We start from the raw sequence: 18,911 nt of genomic DNA, 5'->3' as shown, positions 1-18,911 counted from the left end.
ATACAATCTCGTATTTATTTAGTCTATTTTTTAGTAGGAAGATCCGTTAACATATCTACCTCAAAAGTTTCGTTGTATTGTGGCATTCTACCATCTTTCCATAATTCTTCATCTTTTGCAGAATAATACCATAAAGGTTGCGCAAAACCTTCTGTCCATTTTTGAGTTTCTGCGACCATTTTTTTAAGACGTTCTGGATATCTACCTGCCATATTTTTCTTTTCATGAATATCTTCTGTAATATTTGTCAATCTCCAAGGTTCATTACCCATACGTGTAATTTTCCAATCTCCTAATCTTGCTCCCACATCACTAAACCCATGACGATATCTTAAACAGTAAATCATGTCTTCTTTATGTGGCTCTGTATTATTCTTTACAGCCTCCATAATATCTTTACCATCTAATATTTTGTCTTTCGGAATTTTACCATTCGCTAAATTAACAAACGTAGGATATAAATCTAACGATGAAACAGGGAAATCAAACTTTAAACCTTTTCCTAATTTCTTTGGATAATGCATAAACATTGGCACTCTATAACCGCCTTCCCAAGCATCTCCTTTGGTACCTTTTAGTGGATAATTATTGGCTCCGTGATCAAAATTACCACCATTATCACTCAAAAATACAATTAATGTATTGTCATACTGATTTGTTTCTTTTAGCTTTTTCACAATCTTCCCAACTCCTCTATCTACTGCGTACACCATTGCTGCATACGTTCTTCTGTCTTTGTCTTTAATACTTGCAAAAACTTTTAAATCTTCTGCTTTTGCTTCTAAAGGAACGTGTGGTGCATTATAGGCTAAATACATAAAGAAAGGCTCTTTTTTAGTGGCAGCTATTTGAATATCATTCATAGCTTCTCTAGTTAAAGCATCGGTAATATATTCTGTCTCCTTAATTTCTTTACCGTTATGCTCTAACGGAAGAATATAATCGCGAATTTCTTTTCTTCCTGCTTTTAATTGTTTCTGATATTCCTTCTGATATTTTGCGGGAAAATAGTTATGTCCACCACCAAGAAACCCATAATAATTATCGAATCCTCTTGTATTCGGATGAAATTTTGGAGCACTTCCTAAATGCCATTTTCCCAAAGCACTTGTATAATAACCAGCATCTTGTAATACTTTAGACATATAAGTTTCTTCCGTAGGAATCCCCATATTATCAGCATCATTCATACTAGAATTACTATGCAAGTTAAATGCTGCCCCCATTTCATGTGGATAACGTCCTGTTAAAATAGACGCTCTACTTGGACCACAAAATGGATGTGCCACATAAGCAGACGTAAACGTAATTCCGTCGTTTGCCAACTTATCTAATTCTGGCGTAATAATATCTGTAGATCCATTGAATCCAACATCATTATACCCAAGATCGTCACACAAGACGAATAAAATATTTGGACGCTCTTCTTGCGCTGTACATCCCATTACGCTTATAAATGTTCCGAAGAACAATAGTTTTAATTGTTTTGAAATTTGTTTCATAATATTCTATGATTAAAAATAATATTAATTTAGTATCTGTTAAATTTTCACTTTTAAGTGTGCTCTATTTTTAGGTTTTGAAATAATCTCAAAAAGCTTTATTGGGGTATTTCCTTCACCTATTTCAATCGTATAAGAACCTAATTCTAAAACTTTAGGTTGATATGTTTTTCCTTTAATTCTAACCGAAGAAACGATTTCTCTCGTAGCACTTTTTCTAATAGTTACCACTTGGTTTTCTTTTGATAAGTCTAACGTTGGTAGTAAAAACGATTCTCGTGGATTAAAATTATCAAACTGAGAAATTGTTATTGGCCAACCTGTATACTGTTTAGAATTTGGGTTCATAATATCTACATTTCTACCCCAACAATCAAACGTAATGGTTCTCTTAGATTTGTTGTATGTAATAACTCCAAAACCTGCAACTCTGGTAGATAATTTTCCACCTTCTTTTATTTCTTCTGACGAAGGATTTCCAACAGCTTCTACTGTAATTTTATTTTGAAATCCATCCAAAAAATCTCCCGTATAATACGGTGCATTTTTCTTTTTGTTCTTCCCAGAATTTTTTGGATCCCACCAACGCATCCAATAATTAGCAATTGCAGGGGTTACAAAAGAGTAACTTGCATCTCCCCAATTATCTACACCGTGTTTTACAAATGTTGCTAAATGCTGATCTCCACCAATCATTGGTGAAAAACTTTTTCTAATTACGGACAAAGCTTTGTTTCTACCAGATTGTGGCCAACCATTGGTATCAAAATCTGCAATTATTTCTCTATCATGTTTGCCTGTATAATTATTAACCATAGCAAAAACACTTTGAGTTAATACTGTTTTCATTTCAGCATTTTCCCAATCTGTAGTCCAATCTTCTAAAAATTTTAATTGACGCTCTCCCAATAATTTTGCAGTAGGAATATCTAGTTTACGAGTATCAACCGTTGGATCAAAAATAGCATCTCTGGTTCCTTTAGGAAAAATATCTGGCGCATATTTAGGTAAATCTAATAAACCCGACTTAAATTTTCGGTCTTCTAAAATAGCAAAACTGATGCCTCCCCATTTTAAATCTGTATAATAAACACCAATACCTTGCTTTACAGGAGTAGCATCATAAGGGTCTGGCAAATGACTTGTTTGCGCTCTTTCTACTTCTTTTACATATTCCGCAGGTCTATAATAACCTCCTGAAACTCCACTTAACCTTGGTGAACTATCGCCTTCTGCTCCCCATAAATTTCCTTGTCCAACATCATGATCATCAACAATACAAATGGTTGGTGTATTTCTAATGATTTCTTTAAAATCTGTCCCAAATTTTAACCAATACAAATAATGCTGCGCATGATCATATACTTGATCTCCAGAAAAGAATAATAAATCTGGATTTAGTTTTATTAGATTTTCTACAATATCTGTTCTTGGAATGTCTCCACCATGTCTTGGATAAATAGAATTACAAGTTAAAGCCGCTAAAATAAAATCCTCTTTATGAATTGGATTTTTACGAATAATCCCTTCATAAAAAGCTTTGTTATTATGCACAACTCTGTACTTAGCTTCTTTAGTATCATCCCAATTATCAATTCTAAAAAGAGATGTATAACCTGGATATCTAATTGCTGCTTTCGTTTTTTCTACCCATTTGCCATTTTCTTCTATTTCTAAAGTAGCTTCAAAAGGTTCATAATTTATAATCGGATAAAATTGTGCTGTCATTTTCACAGTATTTTCATGTACTGTATACATGGCAAATGCAATTCTATCTTCTGGTTGTAAATTTTTTGGTAAGGACAAAATTTGCCCTTTGATAAAAGATGTTACAAATAAAAATATGATAAATGTTAAAAATTTATTTTTCATCCCTAAATTATTTACCAATTACAACTGCAGTATTAGTTGTTTTTACTGTTTGTTCTAAAACTTCACCATTAGAATAGGTCACTTTTACTTTCACAGATTTACTACAATCTCCTAATCCGAAATGAACAAAAGTGTTGTGGTTTAAAGAATATTGAGAAGCCGAAGTACCTACTCTTTGTTGTTGCTTATTTCCGCAAGAAGAAATAGTTACCAAAGCGCCTAGAGGAGAAATATTTCCTTTTTTAGAATTTTTCACTTCAACAGTTAATGACTTGTTTCCATCTGCCATTTCGTTTTTAAACAAATGCCATTTCGCTCTTTCATCACCAATTACAACATCTACACTTCCGTCTTTATTGTAGTCTATATTCTCTACAGTCATACCAATTCCACCTAAATCTTTGGTAATAATATTATGACCTGCTTTTGATTTAAACCCAGAATTACCATTGTTTAAATACAAAATAGATTCGTTTTCATAGACCAATTTACCTCTTCTAATTACCAAGAGATCATCGAAACCATTGTTATCATAATCTGCAACGGTAACAGCCATGGTATGTTCTTCTAAAAATACGTTTGCTTTTTTAGTAACATCTACAAACTTAGACCCTTTGTTTTCTAATAAAATATCATTTAACCCTGCTGGATGTTTAGATTCTGTGTAGTTTTTTACATTATGAACAACACCTGTTGCTGGCGCCCAAAGATATCCTGCAATTCTCCATTTCTGGTTTCCAACATACCCAATATACCATCCTTTTTTAGCACTAAAATCTGTATTATCAGGAAAACCTAAAGCATCGCTCATTACCAAATTAATATCTTTTCCAGAATGTGTTTCTCCATCAAAAACATAATCGTAAGATGCTTCTCCAATATAATAGGTATCATTATTTGGCCATTGAGATTGAAAGTTTTCCAATTTTAAAACTTCACCTGAAACAAAATCATCTATTTCTAATTCTCCTCTTTTAGAGAAAAAACCTAAGTCTTGCGTTTCTTTATTATAGAATGTTTCTCCTTTAGTAAACTCTAATCCTCTGGTGAAAAACAAATCCATATCACCATCATTATCGTAATCTATTTCTGCAACTGCAGTTACTTCATCAATATCATAAGGCAATACTTTTTTTGTAACATCTGTAAAAGTTAAATCGCCATTTCCTTGATATACAATTACATTTTTATCACCATATAAAATAATATCAATAATGTTATCATTATTAATATCTGTAATCAACGTTTTTTGTCCGTTTACTTTACTTGCTGGTAAAGTTGAATGTAAAATTAATTCTCCAGAACCATTATTTTCATATACATAATTTTCACTTGCTCCTTTTTTAGCGCCATCAGGAAACGCAAAATTTAACAAATCTAAATCACCATCATTATCTAAGTCTGCAAACTTTACAGTTCTACCACGCATTAATGCTAAAGGCACTTCAAAATCTGTCATCGGAATAAATTCTCTTCCTTTTACTTTGTACATTTTAGAGTTTCTAGCATTACTACCAGAACCTCCACCACGTGACATAATAATTTCTAAGTTTCCATCATTATCAAAATCGCCAACAGAAACTCCGTGTAAATCTCCCATAATAATATCAAAAGGTTTCGCAAACTTTCCTTTATTATTCCACTGTACTTGAATTGCATAACCATGGTCATTTATCAACAAATCTGGATATCCATCTTTGTCTAAATCTGCCACCACTGGAGAATCCCATTTTCTTAAATTCTTTTCTTGCCTCGGAAATTCTTTAGAAACTTCTTTAAAAGAACCGTTTTGTGCATTTAAAGAATTTACGCCAATAAAAGAGGCAATTGCACCAAGTATCAATAAGTTTTTAATGTTGAATTTTCTTCTATTCATAATTGTATATTTCGTGTGATGTTTAAATCTAATTATATTTTATTTTCTGGCTTCAAGAACCGAAATAAAATGTAGAAATAGTTCCTTTATTGTACCTTATCATATTCCTATTTTACCATAGTTTATTACAAAAAAAGAAACAGCTTACTCTTTTCAGTTTCCTGAATTGAATAAGCTGTTTTATCAATAAAAAAGTTATTAATAAGGCACTTAAGCCCCTTGTGCTATTTAATTATTCCAAACAACCGGCATAAAAACAGTCATTTCTGCTTGCCCTCTATTACTCCAAGCGTAATAAGGCACTAATTGCGTTTTAAAAGACTTAAAGACCGGTTTTGTAACAGTTTGATACATGTCATCCGATTTACCTTCTCTTAATAAAAGTTCTGTTTCTATTACCGTAACTCCTCCTAAAAATTCTGGTTTATGTACAGCATTTAAAGGAGCGTCTCCTTTTAAATACACATCTAAAATAGCTGCTCCTTCTGGTAAATCTGGAGTTTCAATAGTATATACAATTGGACCTCTTTTTACTGCTAATTGATTTCTAACTTCTTCTATTCTGTTATGACCTTCAATAAAAGTTGGTTCCATTGGCATGTCTAAAACAATCACATCTCCTGCTTTCCAAGTTCTATTGATGTTTGCAAAATTACCTGGATTTACAGCAACACCTGCATCTTCTCCATTTACTTTTAAAGTACTTCCAACTGCCCATTTCGGAATTCTAACTTGAATATCAAAAGCTTCACCTTTACACTCATCAACAGTTATTTTCACCAAACCTTTCCAAGGATACTCTGTATCTTGAGACAATTTTAAAGCAGAACCATCTAACATTTTTGTATCTAAATTGTTTCCACCGAATAAAACAACAGAAACTCCATTTTCTGATAAATTATACGCCCATCCAGATGTTTTACAAATTGTTCTCACCAAGTTTGGAGGACAACAGAAACACTCTAAATAAGGTTGTCTTACAGGACTTTCAGTTACGTCATCATGCGAATCGTAATTTCTAGAATTATTAACCATTCTTAAAGGATTCGAATAGAAATAATCTTTCCCTTCAATACTAATTCCTGATAAACCAGAGTTATATAATACTAATTCTATAATATCAGCATATCTAGATTCGCCATTAATCCCCATCATTCTATGACTAAACATGGCGTTACATAAGTTAGCGCACGTTTCGTTATAAGCGGTCATATTTGGCATCATATACGCATCTATAAAACCTTCTTCAATCATATCTAAACTCGTTGATGCACCATAATGTGCTTGCCCAACAGCTCCGGTTACATACATTTTTTTGCCTGTAACGTTTTCCCATAATTTATCTAAAGAAGTCAATAAAGCTTTTTCACCAGTTTCTGCATACACATCTGCTGCTCCTGCATAATAATACAAAGCTAAAACAGCATGACCAACCGCCTCTTCAGATTCTCTAAAAGGCGTTCTTTCTTGCACCATATCGCCAATCGGGTAACCAACCGTAGTAGAATCGTGCTCTATTTCGTAAGTTCCTCTTCTGTTGATAAACTTTTCTGCTAATTTTAAATACCTTTTATCTCTAGTAGTTCTATACAATTCTACCAAGCCCATAATCTGAGTTTGATTGAATCCAAAACGTTGATAATGCTTAGTATCTGGCATAAAATAAGCATGTAATAAATCTGCCATTTTAACAGCGATATCTAAAAAATTACGTTGACCTGTTAATCTAAAATGAACAGAACCTGCAATAAATAAATGTCCGAAATTGTACATTTCATGGTACTTTCTGTTTTCAAAACGATCTACACCTTCTGTTATTTGAACATGCGTATGTATATACCCATCTTCTTCTTGAGCTTGCCCAATAATATCGATATATTCATCTAATTCCTTTAATAAAGATTCATCTTTAGTTTGCGCATAGATATACATTTTAGCTTCCATGAATTTAAAGAAATCTCCATCATGCCAGTAAAAACCTTTATGCTCTCCTTCTTTTAAACCTGCTGCGATTTTGAAGTTATTTAATCCATGACCAATATCACCACACAAAAGATCTCCCATATAAGGTAACATCTTATTTTCTGCCGTTTTTACTTTGTCTGACCAAAAGCCAGCATTCCATTTACAGTCACCAAAATTGATGCTCTTTAACTTTACAAACGGACTTTCTGAAGTGTTTGTAATAGCGTTTTTATGAAGGTTTGAAGTAGTACTCATGTAATATATTTTTTGACGTAAGTTTTCTTACTGTTGATTTTTAATTATTTTTTCTTGATAACAATATTGTCTATCAAAAGTTTCGCAGCTCTTGTCTTCGGCAAATCTTCTTTTCTAATTTCAATAGCAATGGCATCTTTTTCTCCGGATGCAACTGCTCTAGAAATTGTGCTTTCTACCGTAATCCATTCACGTCTTGGAAGTTTTCTAAGATCTCCAAAAGTTACTTCTAATTCTGGATCCTGTAAAACCAAGTGTATTTTATCTGCAATAACACCTTGATCTAACCAAACTTTTGCCGAAATTGTAAACTCACCAGCTTCTAATTCCAATGAACCTTCAGGAGCCATAGCAACGGCTTTTTCTACTTCTAAACTTTCAGTTTTACTAAATCCTGCAAACTCTAAACTATTTACACCTTTGTAATAATCGCCATAAGCAATTGATAAATATTTTTCTGAACCACCATCTATTGTCCAAAATTTCTGATACTCATCTGGCACAGAACTTTCTGGTAATAAAGTTAAAGGTCTCCCGTTTTCTTCAAACAAAATTGGCCCTTCAAAACCATAAAAAGCTGCATCTTCAGCTAATAAATTATCAGATGGTTTTTGCCAAACTCTCATATATTCAATTTCGAAATCTACTGGTAATTCTTCTTTATGAGGCAAGCCTAACCAGAAGAAAATCTCTGAATCTAACCAAATTTCCATTGGGTTGTTTAAAACAAAAGAAGTTCCTAATTCATCTTGTGTAAAATGACGAATCATTTTTCCATCAATAAATAATTTTAAATAATCTTCACCCCATTCTGCTCCGTACACATGAAAGTCATCCGCTGTGCGGAAACCTAAATCCAATTCGTGATTAAAAATCTTAGTAGGACGTTGAGCTGGTGGACTCCAATCATGCGCTGTTGCTAAATAAGAATCTTCTCTAATATTTCCTTTTTTGTTTTTAGGATTTCCCATTAACTCATAAATATCCAATTCTTGCTCATGTCCAATTGCCCAAAATGCACCTGTAATAGCTGCGTTACCAACCTTAGATTTCACCTCCATATAACCGTATAAAAAACGTTTATTGGTTAAAACACCTGCTGTTGTAACTGGCATTGGCGTTCCGTCTTTATAAATACCATACTGAGATGACCCCATATTACCATCTGCGTAGCTTTCTTTAATAAATGGATAATCTGGTTCCCAAGCTGTTCTTAGCTTTAACTTATCATTTTCTACAATAACGTTTTTAGCAACAAATTGAGAAGGAGCTCGTCCTTTCCAAATATAATATTTATCATTTAAACCTTCTACAAACCACTTTACAGTATCTATTTCTGTTCCTTTAAACTCATCGCTTAACGCTTCATTTAAAACCCAACCTCCTTCATTTTGTTGGTCAGAAAATGGCATTGGAGTCGTTATTTCTGTTTTAACTTTTACTGCTGATTTATTTTGCGCACAACTTACACTCACAAGTGATAACAAGCCGAATAAAGCGATAAATGTATACTTCTTAAATTGCATCATTCTATTATATTTTTATATTTAGTTATTATTGTATTTCTTCATTTCTTCTTTTACCAACTCCGGAGTTCTATAACGATCCATTCTATCAATGTCATATTTTTCAAAAGTTTGTTTTAACATCCACATCGGACGCTCTAGGGTCAATTCCCATTCAAATAACTTTTTAAACATGCTTTTTAAACGTTCTGGTTCTGCTGAAGCCAAATCTTTTTGCTCAGTTAAATCTTTAGAAACATCATATAATTCTGCTGGCCTATCTGCAAAACGAATCAATTTCCAATCGTTATGTCTATAAACAGCACGCGTTTCTTTTTTCCAAAATAAATCTTCGTGTGGTCTTGCACTGTCAGCTCCACTAATAAAAGGCATTAAATCTACACCATCTACCGCATCTAAATCTGCAACATCACCACCTCCAGCAGCATAAAATGTTGGTAATAAATCAAACGTACTTACTGGGTAATTATACACCTGATTTGATTTTAATTTTTTAGGCCATTTTATTAAAAAAGGAACTCTTAATCCTCCTTCTAAATGATTCGATTTTGTTCCACTTAAAGGCAAGTTCAAAGAGGCATTTTTATCTGTTGGACCACCATTATCATTAGAAAAAACAATAATTGTGTTATCATCTAAACCTAGTTCTTTTAACTTATCTAAAACCTTACCTGAAGCACGATCTAATGCCAATGTCATTGCTGCCACTTGTTGACGCTTTCCTTTTAAATTAGGAAACTTTGCCATATCTTCTGGAGTAGCTTCCATAGGCGTGTGCACTGCGTTAAAGGCTAAATAGATAAAAAATGGTTTGTCTTTATTTCTTTCGATAAAAGAAATTGCTTCGTCGGCAAAAACATCTGTAGCATATCCTTTTGGTTCTTCAAAATGACCAAAATTTCTTTCCATTTTATTGTCATGATGAATGCCTTTAAAATTTTTGATTGGAAAAAAACTTCTTGCACCACCTCTAAAACCATAAAACTCATCAAATCCTCTTTTTAAAGGATGAAAACGATCTGCATTACCTAAATGCCATTTTCCGTAGGCAGCACTTGTATATCCTAATTCTTTTAAATAATCTGCGATTGTTTTTTGGTCTAAAGGCAATCCCATATCATCTCCTAAAAACTTTGAGTTTTCACTCATATAACCAGGGACATTTATTTCTCCATACCCAAATTTTTGTTGATATTTCCCTGTAATTAATCCTGCTCTAGAAGGTCCACAAGTAGCATCTGTTACATAACCCTGCGTAAACTTTACGCCTTCTTTAGAAAGCTTATCTAAATTAGGTGTTATCATTACGTCACTTCCTTGAAAACCAAAATCGGCATACCCTGCATCATCAGAAAACAAGAAAATAATGTTTGGCTTTTTTTGAGCACAACTAGCCATTGCCATTGCCATACAAATAAATAGAATACTTTTTTTCATCTTAAATTGAATTCGTTGAATCTAAAAATATAGATTCTTAATTAGCTTTTTTAATTTCAATATCGTCTATGTATAATTTAGCTGCTTTTGTTGCAGGTAAATCTTCTTTTCTAATTTCTATAATCATTCCATCATTAACTGCGGATGCTGCTTGTCTTGAAACTTTCTTTTCTACCGTAACCCATTGTTTTCTCTCTAGTTTTTTTAAACCAGAAAAAGTTAGTTCCATTTTTGGATTCATTAAAGTAACATGGATAGAATCTGTAATTCTACCTTGATCTAACCAAACCTTCATTGATAAATTATAATCTCCTACAGGAAGTTTTAAAGAACCTTCTGGTGTTTTTGCTATTACTTTTTCTACATTCAATGAATCATTTTTACCATATCCAAAAAACTGTAATGCTTCTACACCACTTGCATAATGTCCTTCTGTAATTTTTAAATATCTTTCTGACCCTTCACTAAAAAGCCAAAACTTTTGGTATTCATTTGCAGTTGCATCTTCTGGAACCATGGTTAAAGGTTTTGGGTTTTCTTCAAATAAAATTGGGCCTTCAAAACCATAAAAAGCGCTAGCTTTTGCCAATAAATTATCTGATTCTTTTTGCCAAACTCTTACATATTCAGCTTCAAAAGTTGCTGGTAATTCTTCTTTATGAGGAACACCCAACCATTTAAAGATCTCTGAATCTACCCATATTTCCATCGGATTGTTCAATACCCAATCTGTACCTAATTCATCTTGAGTAAACCCATGAATAAATTTACCGTCTCTATAGATATTCAAATAATCTTCTCCCCATTCTACGCCATATACATGAAACCCTTCTGATGTTACATAATTTAGTTTTTCATCAAAACCAAAAGCTTTTGTTGGTCTGGTAGACGGTGGACTCCAATCATGAATTGCAGTTCTATTCATATGCTTATCTATAGAACCTTCTTTTGCAATTTTTGGCACTGCCAATTGCTCGTACATGTCTAATTCTTGCTCAAAACCAATAGCCCAAAATGCCGCTGTCATTGCTGCATGTGGTGCTTTCGATTTTATTTCCATATACCCGTTTAAAAATCTCTTTTTACTAACAATTGCTGCTGTTGTAACTGGTAAAGGTTTTCCTTCGTGAATTCCATACGTATCTTTATTTGCGCCATCAGCATAAGTTTCTTTAGCAAAATTATAATCTGGTTCCCATTGTGTTTTTAAAATTAAATTCCCGTTTTCTACAACTACGTTATGTGGTGCGTATTGAGACGGAGCTCTACCTTTCCAAATATAATAATCGCCATTTTGCCCTTCTACAAACCACTTTGTAGTATCTATTTCTGTGCCTTCAAATTCATCACTTATTTCTTCATTTAAAATCCATCCACCTTTATTTTCTTGATCAGAAAAAGGTAAAAAACGTTGAGTTACAACTGTAGTTTCTTTTGTTTCTGTTGATTTTTTAGGTGATTCACATCCAACACTTAGAAAAGTGAATGTCCCTAAAAGAAAAGCTGATAAATATATTTTTTGATATTTCATGTATAATTTTGTTTTTAGTTAACCTACTTTTTTATTATTTCCTTTGAAGCTTCGCTTGAATTTCTTCAATCGTTAACCCTTTTGTTTCTGGTAAGAATTTATACAATACTAATAACCCCACAAAAACGATTGCTCCGTAAAACATAAAAATGGTACTTGCTCCCATATTGGCTAGTTGCCATGGAAATAAAAATTGTGTTAAGGCACTAATTGTACTAGATAAAAGTGCAAAAAATGGAATTGCAATTCCTCTTACAGATATTGGAAAAATCTCTGAAAGTAACACCCACATAATTGGACCAACTGAAAAATGGAAAGCTGCAATAAAACTTAAAATACCTAATAAAATTAAAGTAGCATTTAACACTGCTGATTTCTGTAAAAACTCACTAGAATTATCTCTTGCAGAAACGTCTCCCATTACACTTTTTACGGCTTCTTTAAACGCGATATCTGTAGGATATGTTTCTCCAACTAGAGATGATAACTTATTAATATTTGGAATATGAGCCATTTCTGAAATAGCTTTGTTTGTAACCTCATATTTTGCCGAACCAAAACCATACGCACAAATACCTAAACTTAAAATTACCCAAACTAAGCCCCAAATCATCATTGGACGTCTTCCTAATTTATCAATTAAAACCAATGACAAAACAGTAAAAACAATACTTACCAATCCAATCCAAATTGCTTGTTGAAAAGCTGCTTGTTCTCCTAAACCTAATTGCTCCATTACTGTTGGCGCATACGTTAAAACAGCATTAATACCTGTAGATTGTTGCACAATTGCCATTGTAAAAGCAACAATGGTAACAATGGTCATTTTCTTACTAAAAATCTCCTTCATTTGAGATCCAACAGATCTATCTTGATTACTTTCTGCCACACTTACTTTCATTTCTGTAATGTGAGCGTCTATTTCAATTTCAGGAATTACCTTAGACAAAGTACGTTTCGCTTCATCTTCTTTACCTTGGTAAATTAACCACGCAGGACTTCTAGGAACCATATACAATAATCCAAACCATATTAAAGCTGGTAAAATCTCTATTCCTAACATCCATCTCCAAGTATATTCTTTAACTCCTAAAGTTGTAACCCATTCTGCATCTGAAGTGGTTGCTTGCAATAACCAATAATTAATAAAATAGGCTGCTGTTAAACCTACAACTATGTTAATCTGTGTCATAGACACTAGCTTACCTCTTCCTTCTGCCGGAGCAATTTCTCCAATATACATTGCAGCTAAAGTAATTGAGCTAAATGCCAAACCACCTAATAAACGTGCTAAAAACAACGTAATAAAAGTAGGTGCAAATGCAGAACCTAAAGCAGATATTAAATACATTGCTGCAATAACTTTTAAGGTCGCTTTTCGTCCGTATTTATTACTAGACCAAGCTGCTAATGGCAATGCAATTAAAACTCCAATTCCAGGTCCAAAACCTAAAGACCCTACTTGCCATTCATTTAAATTAAACTCTGCTGTGATAAATTTAAAGGCTCCTGATATTAGGGCCGCATCAAGTCCAAATACAAAACCTCCTAAGGCTACAATTGTAGAATATAAAAAGGCATTTTTTTTAAAATTGCTCATATTAGTTAATTCGTTTAGTTAATTATTCCCTGAATAGTAAGATACTATAAACAGTAATATTGCTAGCAAACAAAGTAAGTATAATTTAGAAAGAAGCTGTTAATTAAATTTACCAACTCTTAACCCTATTTTACCTTACAGGTTTCTATTTATAAAAAAATTGTTTATAATAAAAATGCTGAAGAGTTATCTTCAGCATTTTCTCAAATCAAATTCAAATTATTCTAGCTTACACTAAAATAAGTTTTAATACCCGTCATTTTGAAGCAATGCAGGTGCTTTTTGTATTTCTTGATTAGGAATTGGTAAATAATATTGCTTATCAAACCAAGGTCTAGTAACAACACTATATTCTGTATGCGTTAAAACTCCACTAACCTCCTTTTTCCATTTTAATCCTTTAATATCGAAACCTAAATTATCAGGATTCATCCATCTTCTTTCATCCCAAAAATTATGACCTTCAAAAGCCAATTCTATACGTCTTTCTCTTTTGATAGCTTCCTTTAGTGCATCTCCCGTTACTGTAATTTCAGGCTGTAATGCTCGTGTAGAAACTTTGTTTAAGTAAATTTTCGCTTCTGAATCATTGTTTAATTCTGCTTGTGCTTCTGCATAATTTAAGTACACTTCTGCCAAACGGTATAATATATAAGGACGACCTGCAGATACATCTGTTGTTGTCACAAGGCTCTCATCTTGAAATTTTCTAATATTGTATCCCGTTTTTGAAGAATGACGAACATTCCCTAATCCTTCTGAAGAATCCAATCCATGAGGAAAGGCCGGTACTCTATTAGGTGCAACCCCTATAGAATCTGACAATGAATAATCTACAGTTCGACCTCTAAACGTAGCTCCCTGATAATTTAAGTCTGCATAATATCTCATTTCTCTATTTGCATTTGGATCTGCAGCATCAAAAGAAACACCACTTGTAGTAGAACCATCTGCCATATTAAACTCTAAAGCAAAATTGTGTGTTGGAGACGATAAACCCCATCCTCCATAACCACTTGGCGATTGTGTTTGATCTGGTAATGAGTTTACATCTAAACCAAAATCATATAAAGTTTCTCCGTAAGGTCTAGCAAAAAGAATGTCTTGGTTTGCAGATAAAAACAATTTTTGATACGCTTCTGCATCTGGAGTCGCAATTAAATCTCTACCACCAACTAAGTCAATTACAGCTTTGGCTGCATCGGCTGCATCCTGCCATTTTGTTGCTTTTGCATAGTCGTAAAACGGACCGTTAGGCAATGTAGCAGGATCGTGTAACTTACTAGCTGCAAATAATAAAGTACGAGACTTTACTGCTAATGCTGCTAATTTTGTAGCTCTACCAAATTCTGACGCCGGTCTTGTTACAGGTAAAACAGCTGCTGCTTCATCTAATTCCTTAACAATAAAAGCAACACATTCTTCATAAGAATTTCTTGGCAGATTAAATTCTGAACCTAAGCCAAAAGCCGTATCAAAAATAGGTAAGCTACCAAACATCTTAATCATCTTCGCATAAAGATTCGCTCTTAAAAATTGCATTTCAGCTTTTAAAATATTTACCTGATCTGCATCTGTTTTCATTGCTTCACTTTCATCTACATTGTCTAAAAATTGATTAATTTCATTGATAAACAAAAAATAGTCTCTCCATTTATTATTAAAATCTCCTGGATTTAGAGCAGTCCATCCATTTCCTCTAATTCTAAGTCTATCTAAATCATTAAAATTAAATTTAGCTTCAAAAGACCCCACTTCAACATTAAACCTTCTCGCCCACCAAATAGATTTATTTAAACCCCAACTTTCAGTACTATTATAAGCAGAATACACTACCTTTTCTAACTGTGCCGGATCACTAAAAATTAAATCATTAGGGTATGAACCTAAAGAATCTGTATCTAAAACATCTTCACAACTCGTCATTGAGAAAAACCCGATTGCTGCAAATAAGTATATTAATTTTATTTTTTTCATTATTTCTATTTTTATATTAAAAAGTAAAATTTAAACCAACTGTGTACATCGTTAAAGAAGGATATGTAGATCCTCTAAAGTTATTATACCCAGCAGCTTCTGGATCTAAACCTAACTTTTCAATATCTGAAAACATTGTTAACAGGTTAAAACCTCTTGCAAAGACTCTAATGTCTGCAAACTTTGCTTTTTCTTTTGTTATTGTATATGCTAATTCCACTTCTTTTAATCTTAAGAAAGAAGCATCATGTAACCACAAATCTGCACCAATAAAATTATCTGGTTGTCCGTTTTGAATACTACTGTATTCATCATTTAAACCAAAAGCTCTTGGGTATCTTGCATCTCTATTGTCTGGCGTCCATCTGTCATTAAAAACATGACTAGGTTTACCTCCGTCTTGGTCGAAAAACACCAATGCTTTTGCTTTTGCCTGTCCTTGTAATAAAAAACTTAAACTAAAATCTTTATAATTTACCCCACCCGTAATACCGTATTGTATTTCTGGTACGTTAGAACTACTTATTCTAATAAAATCTCCATCATCTATTTTACCATCTTCATTGGTATCTAAATAAATTGGTTCACCTTCTACCGTTCCTGCTTTTTTAACAGCAGTTGCATCTACTTGTGCCTGATCTCTAAAAATTCCTGCTGTTGGCGCTACGACATAAGAACCAATTGGCATCCCTTCTTGTCTTAAAGCAGCTGGAGTGTTTACTGGTTGTGGTAAATAAATTACTTCATTTTTAGCTTGCGTTAAATTAAAACCTAGGTTATAACCTACTTCTCCTATTTTATCTGCCCAACCTAAAGTAACCTCTACACCATAACTATCTACTTGTCCTAAATTTTCATCTGGTAATTGTACTCCTGTAAATTCTGGAACTTCACCACCATTGTCTACTAAAATATCTTTTCTGTTTTGATAAAAATAATTTACTTCTCCAGACAATCTGCTGTCAAACATTTGAAATGTTACGGCAAAGTTTTTCATAATAGCAGTTTCCCAAGTTACATTAGGGTTTGGAGCAACACCAGTTCTATAACCATTTGCAACTACTCCATTTTCTCCAAAAGCATAATAATTTGGTCTTACATTGGTATTATTATTACTAAAATCTCCTCCATAAGAATATTGAGATAAGTATTGGAACCCCCCTATTCTATCATTTCCCATTACGGCATAACTACTTCTTAAATTAAGAGCGCTTAACCAAGAAACATTTTCTAAAAATTTTTCTTTTCCTATAGCCCAAGAACCTCCAACACTATAAAAAGTACCAAATCTATTGTCTGAACTAAATCTACTTGAACCATCTCTACGTAAGGTTGCGTCTATAAAATATTTTTTATCATAATCATAAGACAAAGAACCTAGATAACTTAAAGAAGCATCTTCACTTGCAGATCCGTTTGTAAGTTGATTGCTCGGATCTCCTGCAAATAAATAAGGAAGGTCTGTTGATGGTAGATTACCACTCTGTCCAAAAAAACTATTGATTTCTGATGTCTGTTGCTCATATCCTATAAAACCATTTAAAGAGTGTACATCATTTATAGTAGTACTATATCTAATAGTAGCATTGAATAACGTTTCTTCAAATTTCCAAAAAGTATCTCTTAATATATTTTGTTGTCCGTCTTGAGAAAAACCTGTTTCTGGGTTATAGTCTCCACTAGTTTGGTCTAGTTTATAGATTGTCCATGGAGTATAAAATGACTTCTGATCGTAATTCATTTTTCTAACCCCTACATAACTATTAAAACTTAAGCCTTTAGTTATTTTATCTAATTTCCAATCGATGGCAAAACGACCTCTTAAATCGTTATTATTTTGTTTTGTAAATCCAGATTGATTGCTAGACATAACTAATGGATTTGCTCCATTTTCTCCTCCCCAAGCAGGTAAACCGTTTGGATACACACCTACTTCTGTAGGTAAGTTTGCATATATGTGCTTGTAAATAAAACCTGCATTTACACCAGGTTGGTTGTTTTCTGAAAAACGACCTGATACATCTACACTTAATTTGATATCGTCTGTTAATTTAATATCTAAATTAGAACGCAATTGACTCTGATTAAAATCTAAATCTCCAGAAGCAAACATCCCTTCTCTACTCATTAAATCTCCACTTACAAAATATTTTACATTTTCACTTCCACCTGAAATAGAAATAGAATTTCTAGTTTCTGGAGCTGTTTTTGCAAATGTTAAATCTGCCCAGTTTGTATTTGGGTAATTTAGCAGATCATTCCCTGCTGCATATTTATCTATATCTGCTTGTGAATTAGGTAATGCTAATCCTTTTCTTTCTGCAATTTCATTTTCATAAATTGCATATTGTTCTGAAGACATTAAGTCTGGAAATGCTGAAAATGAAGAAACACTATAAGAGGTAGATAATTTTACTTTTGGCTTACCAGACGTTCCTCTTTTTGTAGTTACTATAATTACACCATTTGCTGCTCTATTACCATAAATAGCTGCTGCTCCATCTTTTAAAACACTTAAATTAGCAATGTCTTGTGGTGCTAATTGATTAAATGTACCAATACCAGTTTGTACACCATCAATTAAAATTAAAGGTGCGTTGTTGTTTAATGTAGATTGTCCTCTAATCAATAAAGAAACATCTCCATCTGAACCAGGATAACCACCTCTATCTGATATAATTACACCCGTTACTTTACCCGAAAGAGATTTAGCAACCTCTCTATTAGAAGTATTTTCTATATCTGCAGCTTTTAAAGTACTTACAGAACCTGTTAATTCTCCTCGTTTTTTAGAGGTATAACCAACAATAACTACTTCATCTAAATTTGCCACATCTGCAACTAAAGTTATATCTAAAGTAGCCTTACCATTTGCAGGTACTTCTTGTGTTTTATAACCTATGTAAGAAAATATTAAAATAGCATTTGCATCCTCTACTGATAAAGAATAATTACCATCAAAATCGGTTACAGTACCTTTAGAACTTCCTTTTACCTGAACACTCACTCCTGGTATTGGTCCGCTTTCGTCTGAAACTGTTCCAGTAATGTTTTGCTGAAACGTTACGTCATTTACATTGTTTTCACTAATTTCAAATGAACTTGCATTGGCAAACATTGGAAAGCTGATTAAACAAATTTGTAATAGCCCGATTACCCTAAATTGTTGTATTAAGGATACATAAGAACCATTATCAAAAAATAGTTTTTTTCTCATAATTATTTGGTTTTTTGAATTATTATAAATTATGAATTTGACAAAAAATCAATTCATTATTCAAATTTCCAAAAAATAAACCACCTTATTTTTATGAATATTACCTACAACCAACACTAATTTACCTTAATTATATGTTAAATTAACCATATA

At 32.9% G+C, this 18,911-nt stretch carries 10 protein-coding genes; all 10 read right to left on the bottom strand.

Translation table 11 applies throughout. From position 1 onward, the window contains the following. Window positions 1-23: 23 nt before the first annotated feature. Window positions 24-1,502 (bottom strand): sulfatase-like hydrolase/transferase, encoded by a 1,479-nt coding sequence (locus GQS57_RS09855; RefSeq protein ID WP_165732675.1) that lies wholly within the window; start codon window positions 1,500-1,502, stop codon window positions 24-26. A gap of 39 nt (window positions 1,503-1,541) precedes the next feature. Then, on the bottom strand, window positions 1,542-3,374 hold the full coding sequence (locus GQS57_RS09850; RefSeq protein WP_165732674.1) for a hypothetical protein: 1,833 nt from the start codon (window positions 3,372-3,374) through the stop codon (window positions 1,542-1,544). 7 nt (window positions 3,375-3,381) lie between these two features. Next, window positions 3,382-5,250, bottom strand: coding sequence for a CRTAC1 family protein (locus GQS57_RS09845; RefSeq protein WP_165732673.1), 1,869 nt, complete (start codon window positions 5,248-5,250; stop codon window positions 3,382-3,384). Window positions 5,251-5,478: 228 nt separating this feature from the next. Continuing rightward, on the bottom strand, window positions 5,479-7,470 hold the full coding sequence (locus GQS57_RS09840) for a glycoside hydrolase family 127 protein (RefSeq protein ID WP_165732672.1): 1,992 nt from the start codon (window positions 7,468-7,470) through the stop codon (window positions 5,479-5,481). Window positions 7,471-7,514: 44 nt separating this feature from the next. Then, on the bottom strand, window positions 7,515-8,999 hold the full coding sequence (locus GQS57_RS09835) for a family 16 glycosylhydrolase (RefSeq protein WP_165732671.1): 1,485 nt from the start codon (window positions 8,997-8,999) through the stop codon (window positions 7,515-7,517). 18 nt (window positions 9,000-9,017) lie between these two features. Beyond that, window positions 9,018-10,433 carry a sulfatase-like hydrolase/transferase gene (locus GQS57_RS09830; protein WP_165732670.1) on the bottom strand — a complete coding sequence of 472 codons (1,416 nt, stop codon included), beginning with the start codon at window positions 10,431-10,433 and terminating at the stop codon, window positions 9,018-9,020. A 37-nt stretch (window positions 10,434-10,470) separates the two neighbouring features. Next, a complete protein-coding gene (locus GQS57_RS09825) occupies window positions 10,471-11,964 on the bottom strand; it encodes a family 16 glycosylhydrolase (protein WP_165732669.1) in 1,494 nt (497 codons plus the stop codon). 34 nt (window positions 11,965-11,998) lie between these two features. Then, window positions 11,999-13,564 carry an MFS transporter gene (locus GQS57_RS09820; RefSeq protein ID WP_165732668.1) on the bottom strand — a complete coding sequence of 522 codons (1,566 nt, stop codon included), beginning with the start codon at window positions 13,562-13,564 and terminating at the stop codon, window positions 11,999-12,001. 246 nt (window positions 13,565-13,810) lie between these two features. Beyond that, window positions 13,811-15,541: a RagB/SusD family nutrient uptake outer membrane protein gene (locus GQS57_RS09815; protein WP_165732667.1), complete on the bottom strand. Its 1,731-nt coding sequence runs from the start codon at window positions 15,539-15,541 to the stop codon at window positions 13,811-13,813. Between the two features lie 16 nt (window positions 15,542-15,557). After that, the gene (locus tag GQS57_RS09810) at window positions 15,558-18,758 is read right to left on the bottom strand and encodes a TonB-dependent receptor (protein WP_165732666.1); all 3,201 of its coding nucleotides are present in this window, start codon (window positions 18,756-18,758) and stop codon (window positions 15,558-15,560) included. Between the last annotated feature and the right edge of the window lie 153 nt (window positions 18,759-18,911).

The sequence above is a fragment of the Polaribacter sp. 20A6 genome, assembly GCF_011378915.1.
Taxonomy (GTDB): domain Bacteria; phylum Bacteroidota; class Bacteroidia; order Flavobacteriales; family Flavobacteriaceae; genus Polaribacter; species Polaribacter sejongensis.
This window is presented reverse-complemented; position numbering and strand designations above follow the sequence as displayed.

Coding starts and splice junctions, on each gene's coding strand:
- GQS57_RS09825 (WP_165732669.1), bottom strand. CDS start 11,964: ATGAAATATCAAAAAATATATTTATCAGCTTTTCTTTTAGGGACATTC.
- GQS57_RS09815 (WP_165732667.1), bottom strand. CDS start 15,541: ATGAAAAAAATAAAATTAATATACTTATTTGCAGCAATCGGGTTTTTC.
- GQS57_RS09835 (WP_165732671.1), bottom strand. CDS start 8,999: ATGATGCAATTTAAGAAGTATACATTTATCGCTTTATTCGGCTTGTTA.
- GQS57_RS09845 (WP_165732673.1), bottom strand. CDS start 5,250: ATGAATAGAAGAAAATTCAACATTAAAAACTTATTGATACTTGGTGCA.
- GQS57_RS09830 (WP_165732670.1), bottom strand. CDS start 10,433: ATGAAAAAAAGTATTCTATTTATTTGTATGGCAATGGCAATGGCTAGT.
- GQS57_RS09810 (WP_165732666.1), bottom strand. CDS start 18,758: ATGAGAAAAAAACTATTTTTTGATAATGGTTCTTATGTATCCTTAATA.
- GQS57_RS09855 (WP_165732675.1), bottom strand. CDS start 1,502: ATGAAACAAATTTCAAAACAATTAAAACTATTGTTCTTCGGAACATTT.
- GQS57_RS09820 (WP_165732668.1), bottom strand. CDS start 13,564: ATGAGCAATTTTAAAAAAAATGCCTTTTTATATTCTACAATTGTAGCC.
- GQS57_RS09840 (WP_165732672.1), bottom strand. CDS start 7,470: ATGAGTACTACTTCAAACCTTCATAAAAACGCTATTACAAACACTTCA.
- GQS57_RS09850 (WP_165732674.1), bottom strand. CDS start 3,374: ATGAAAAATAAATTTTTAACATTTATCATATTTTTATTTGTAACATCT.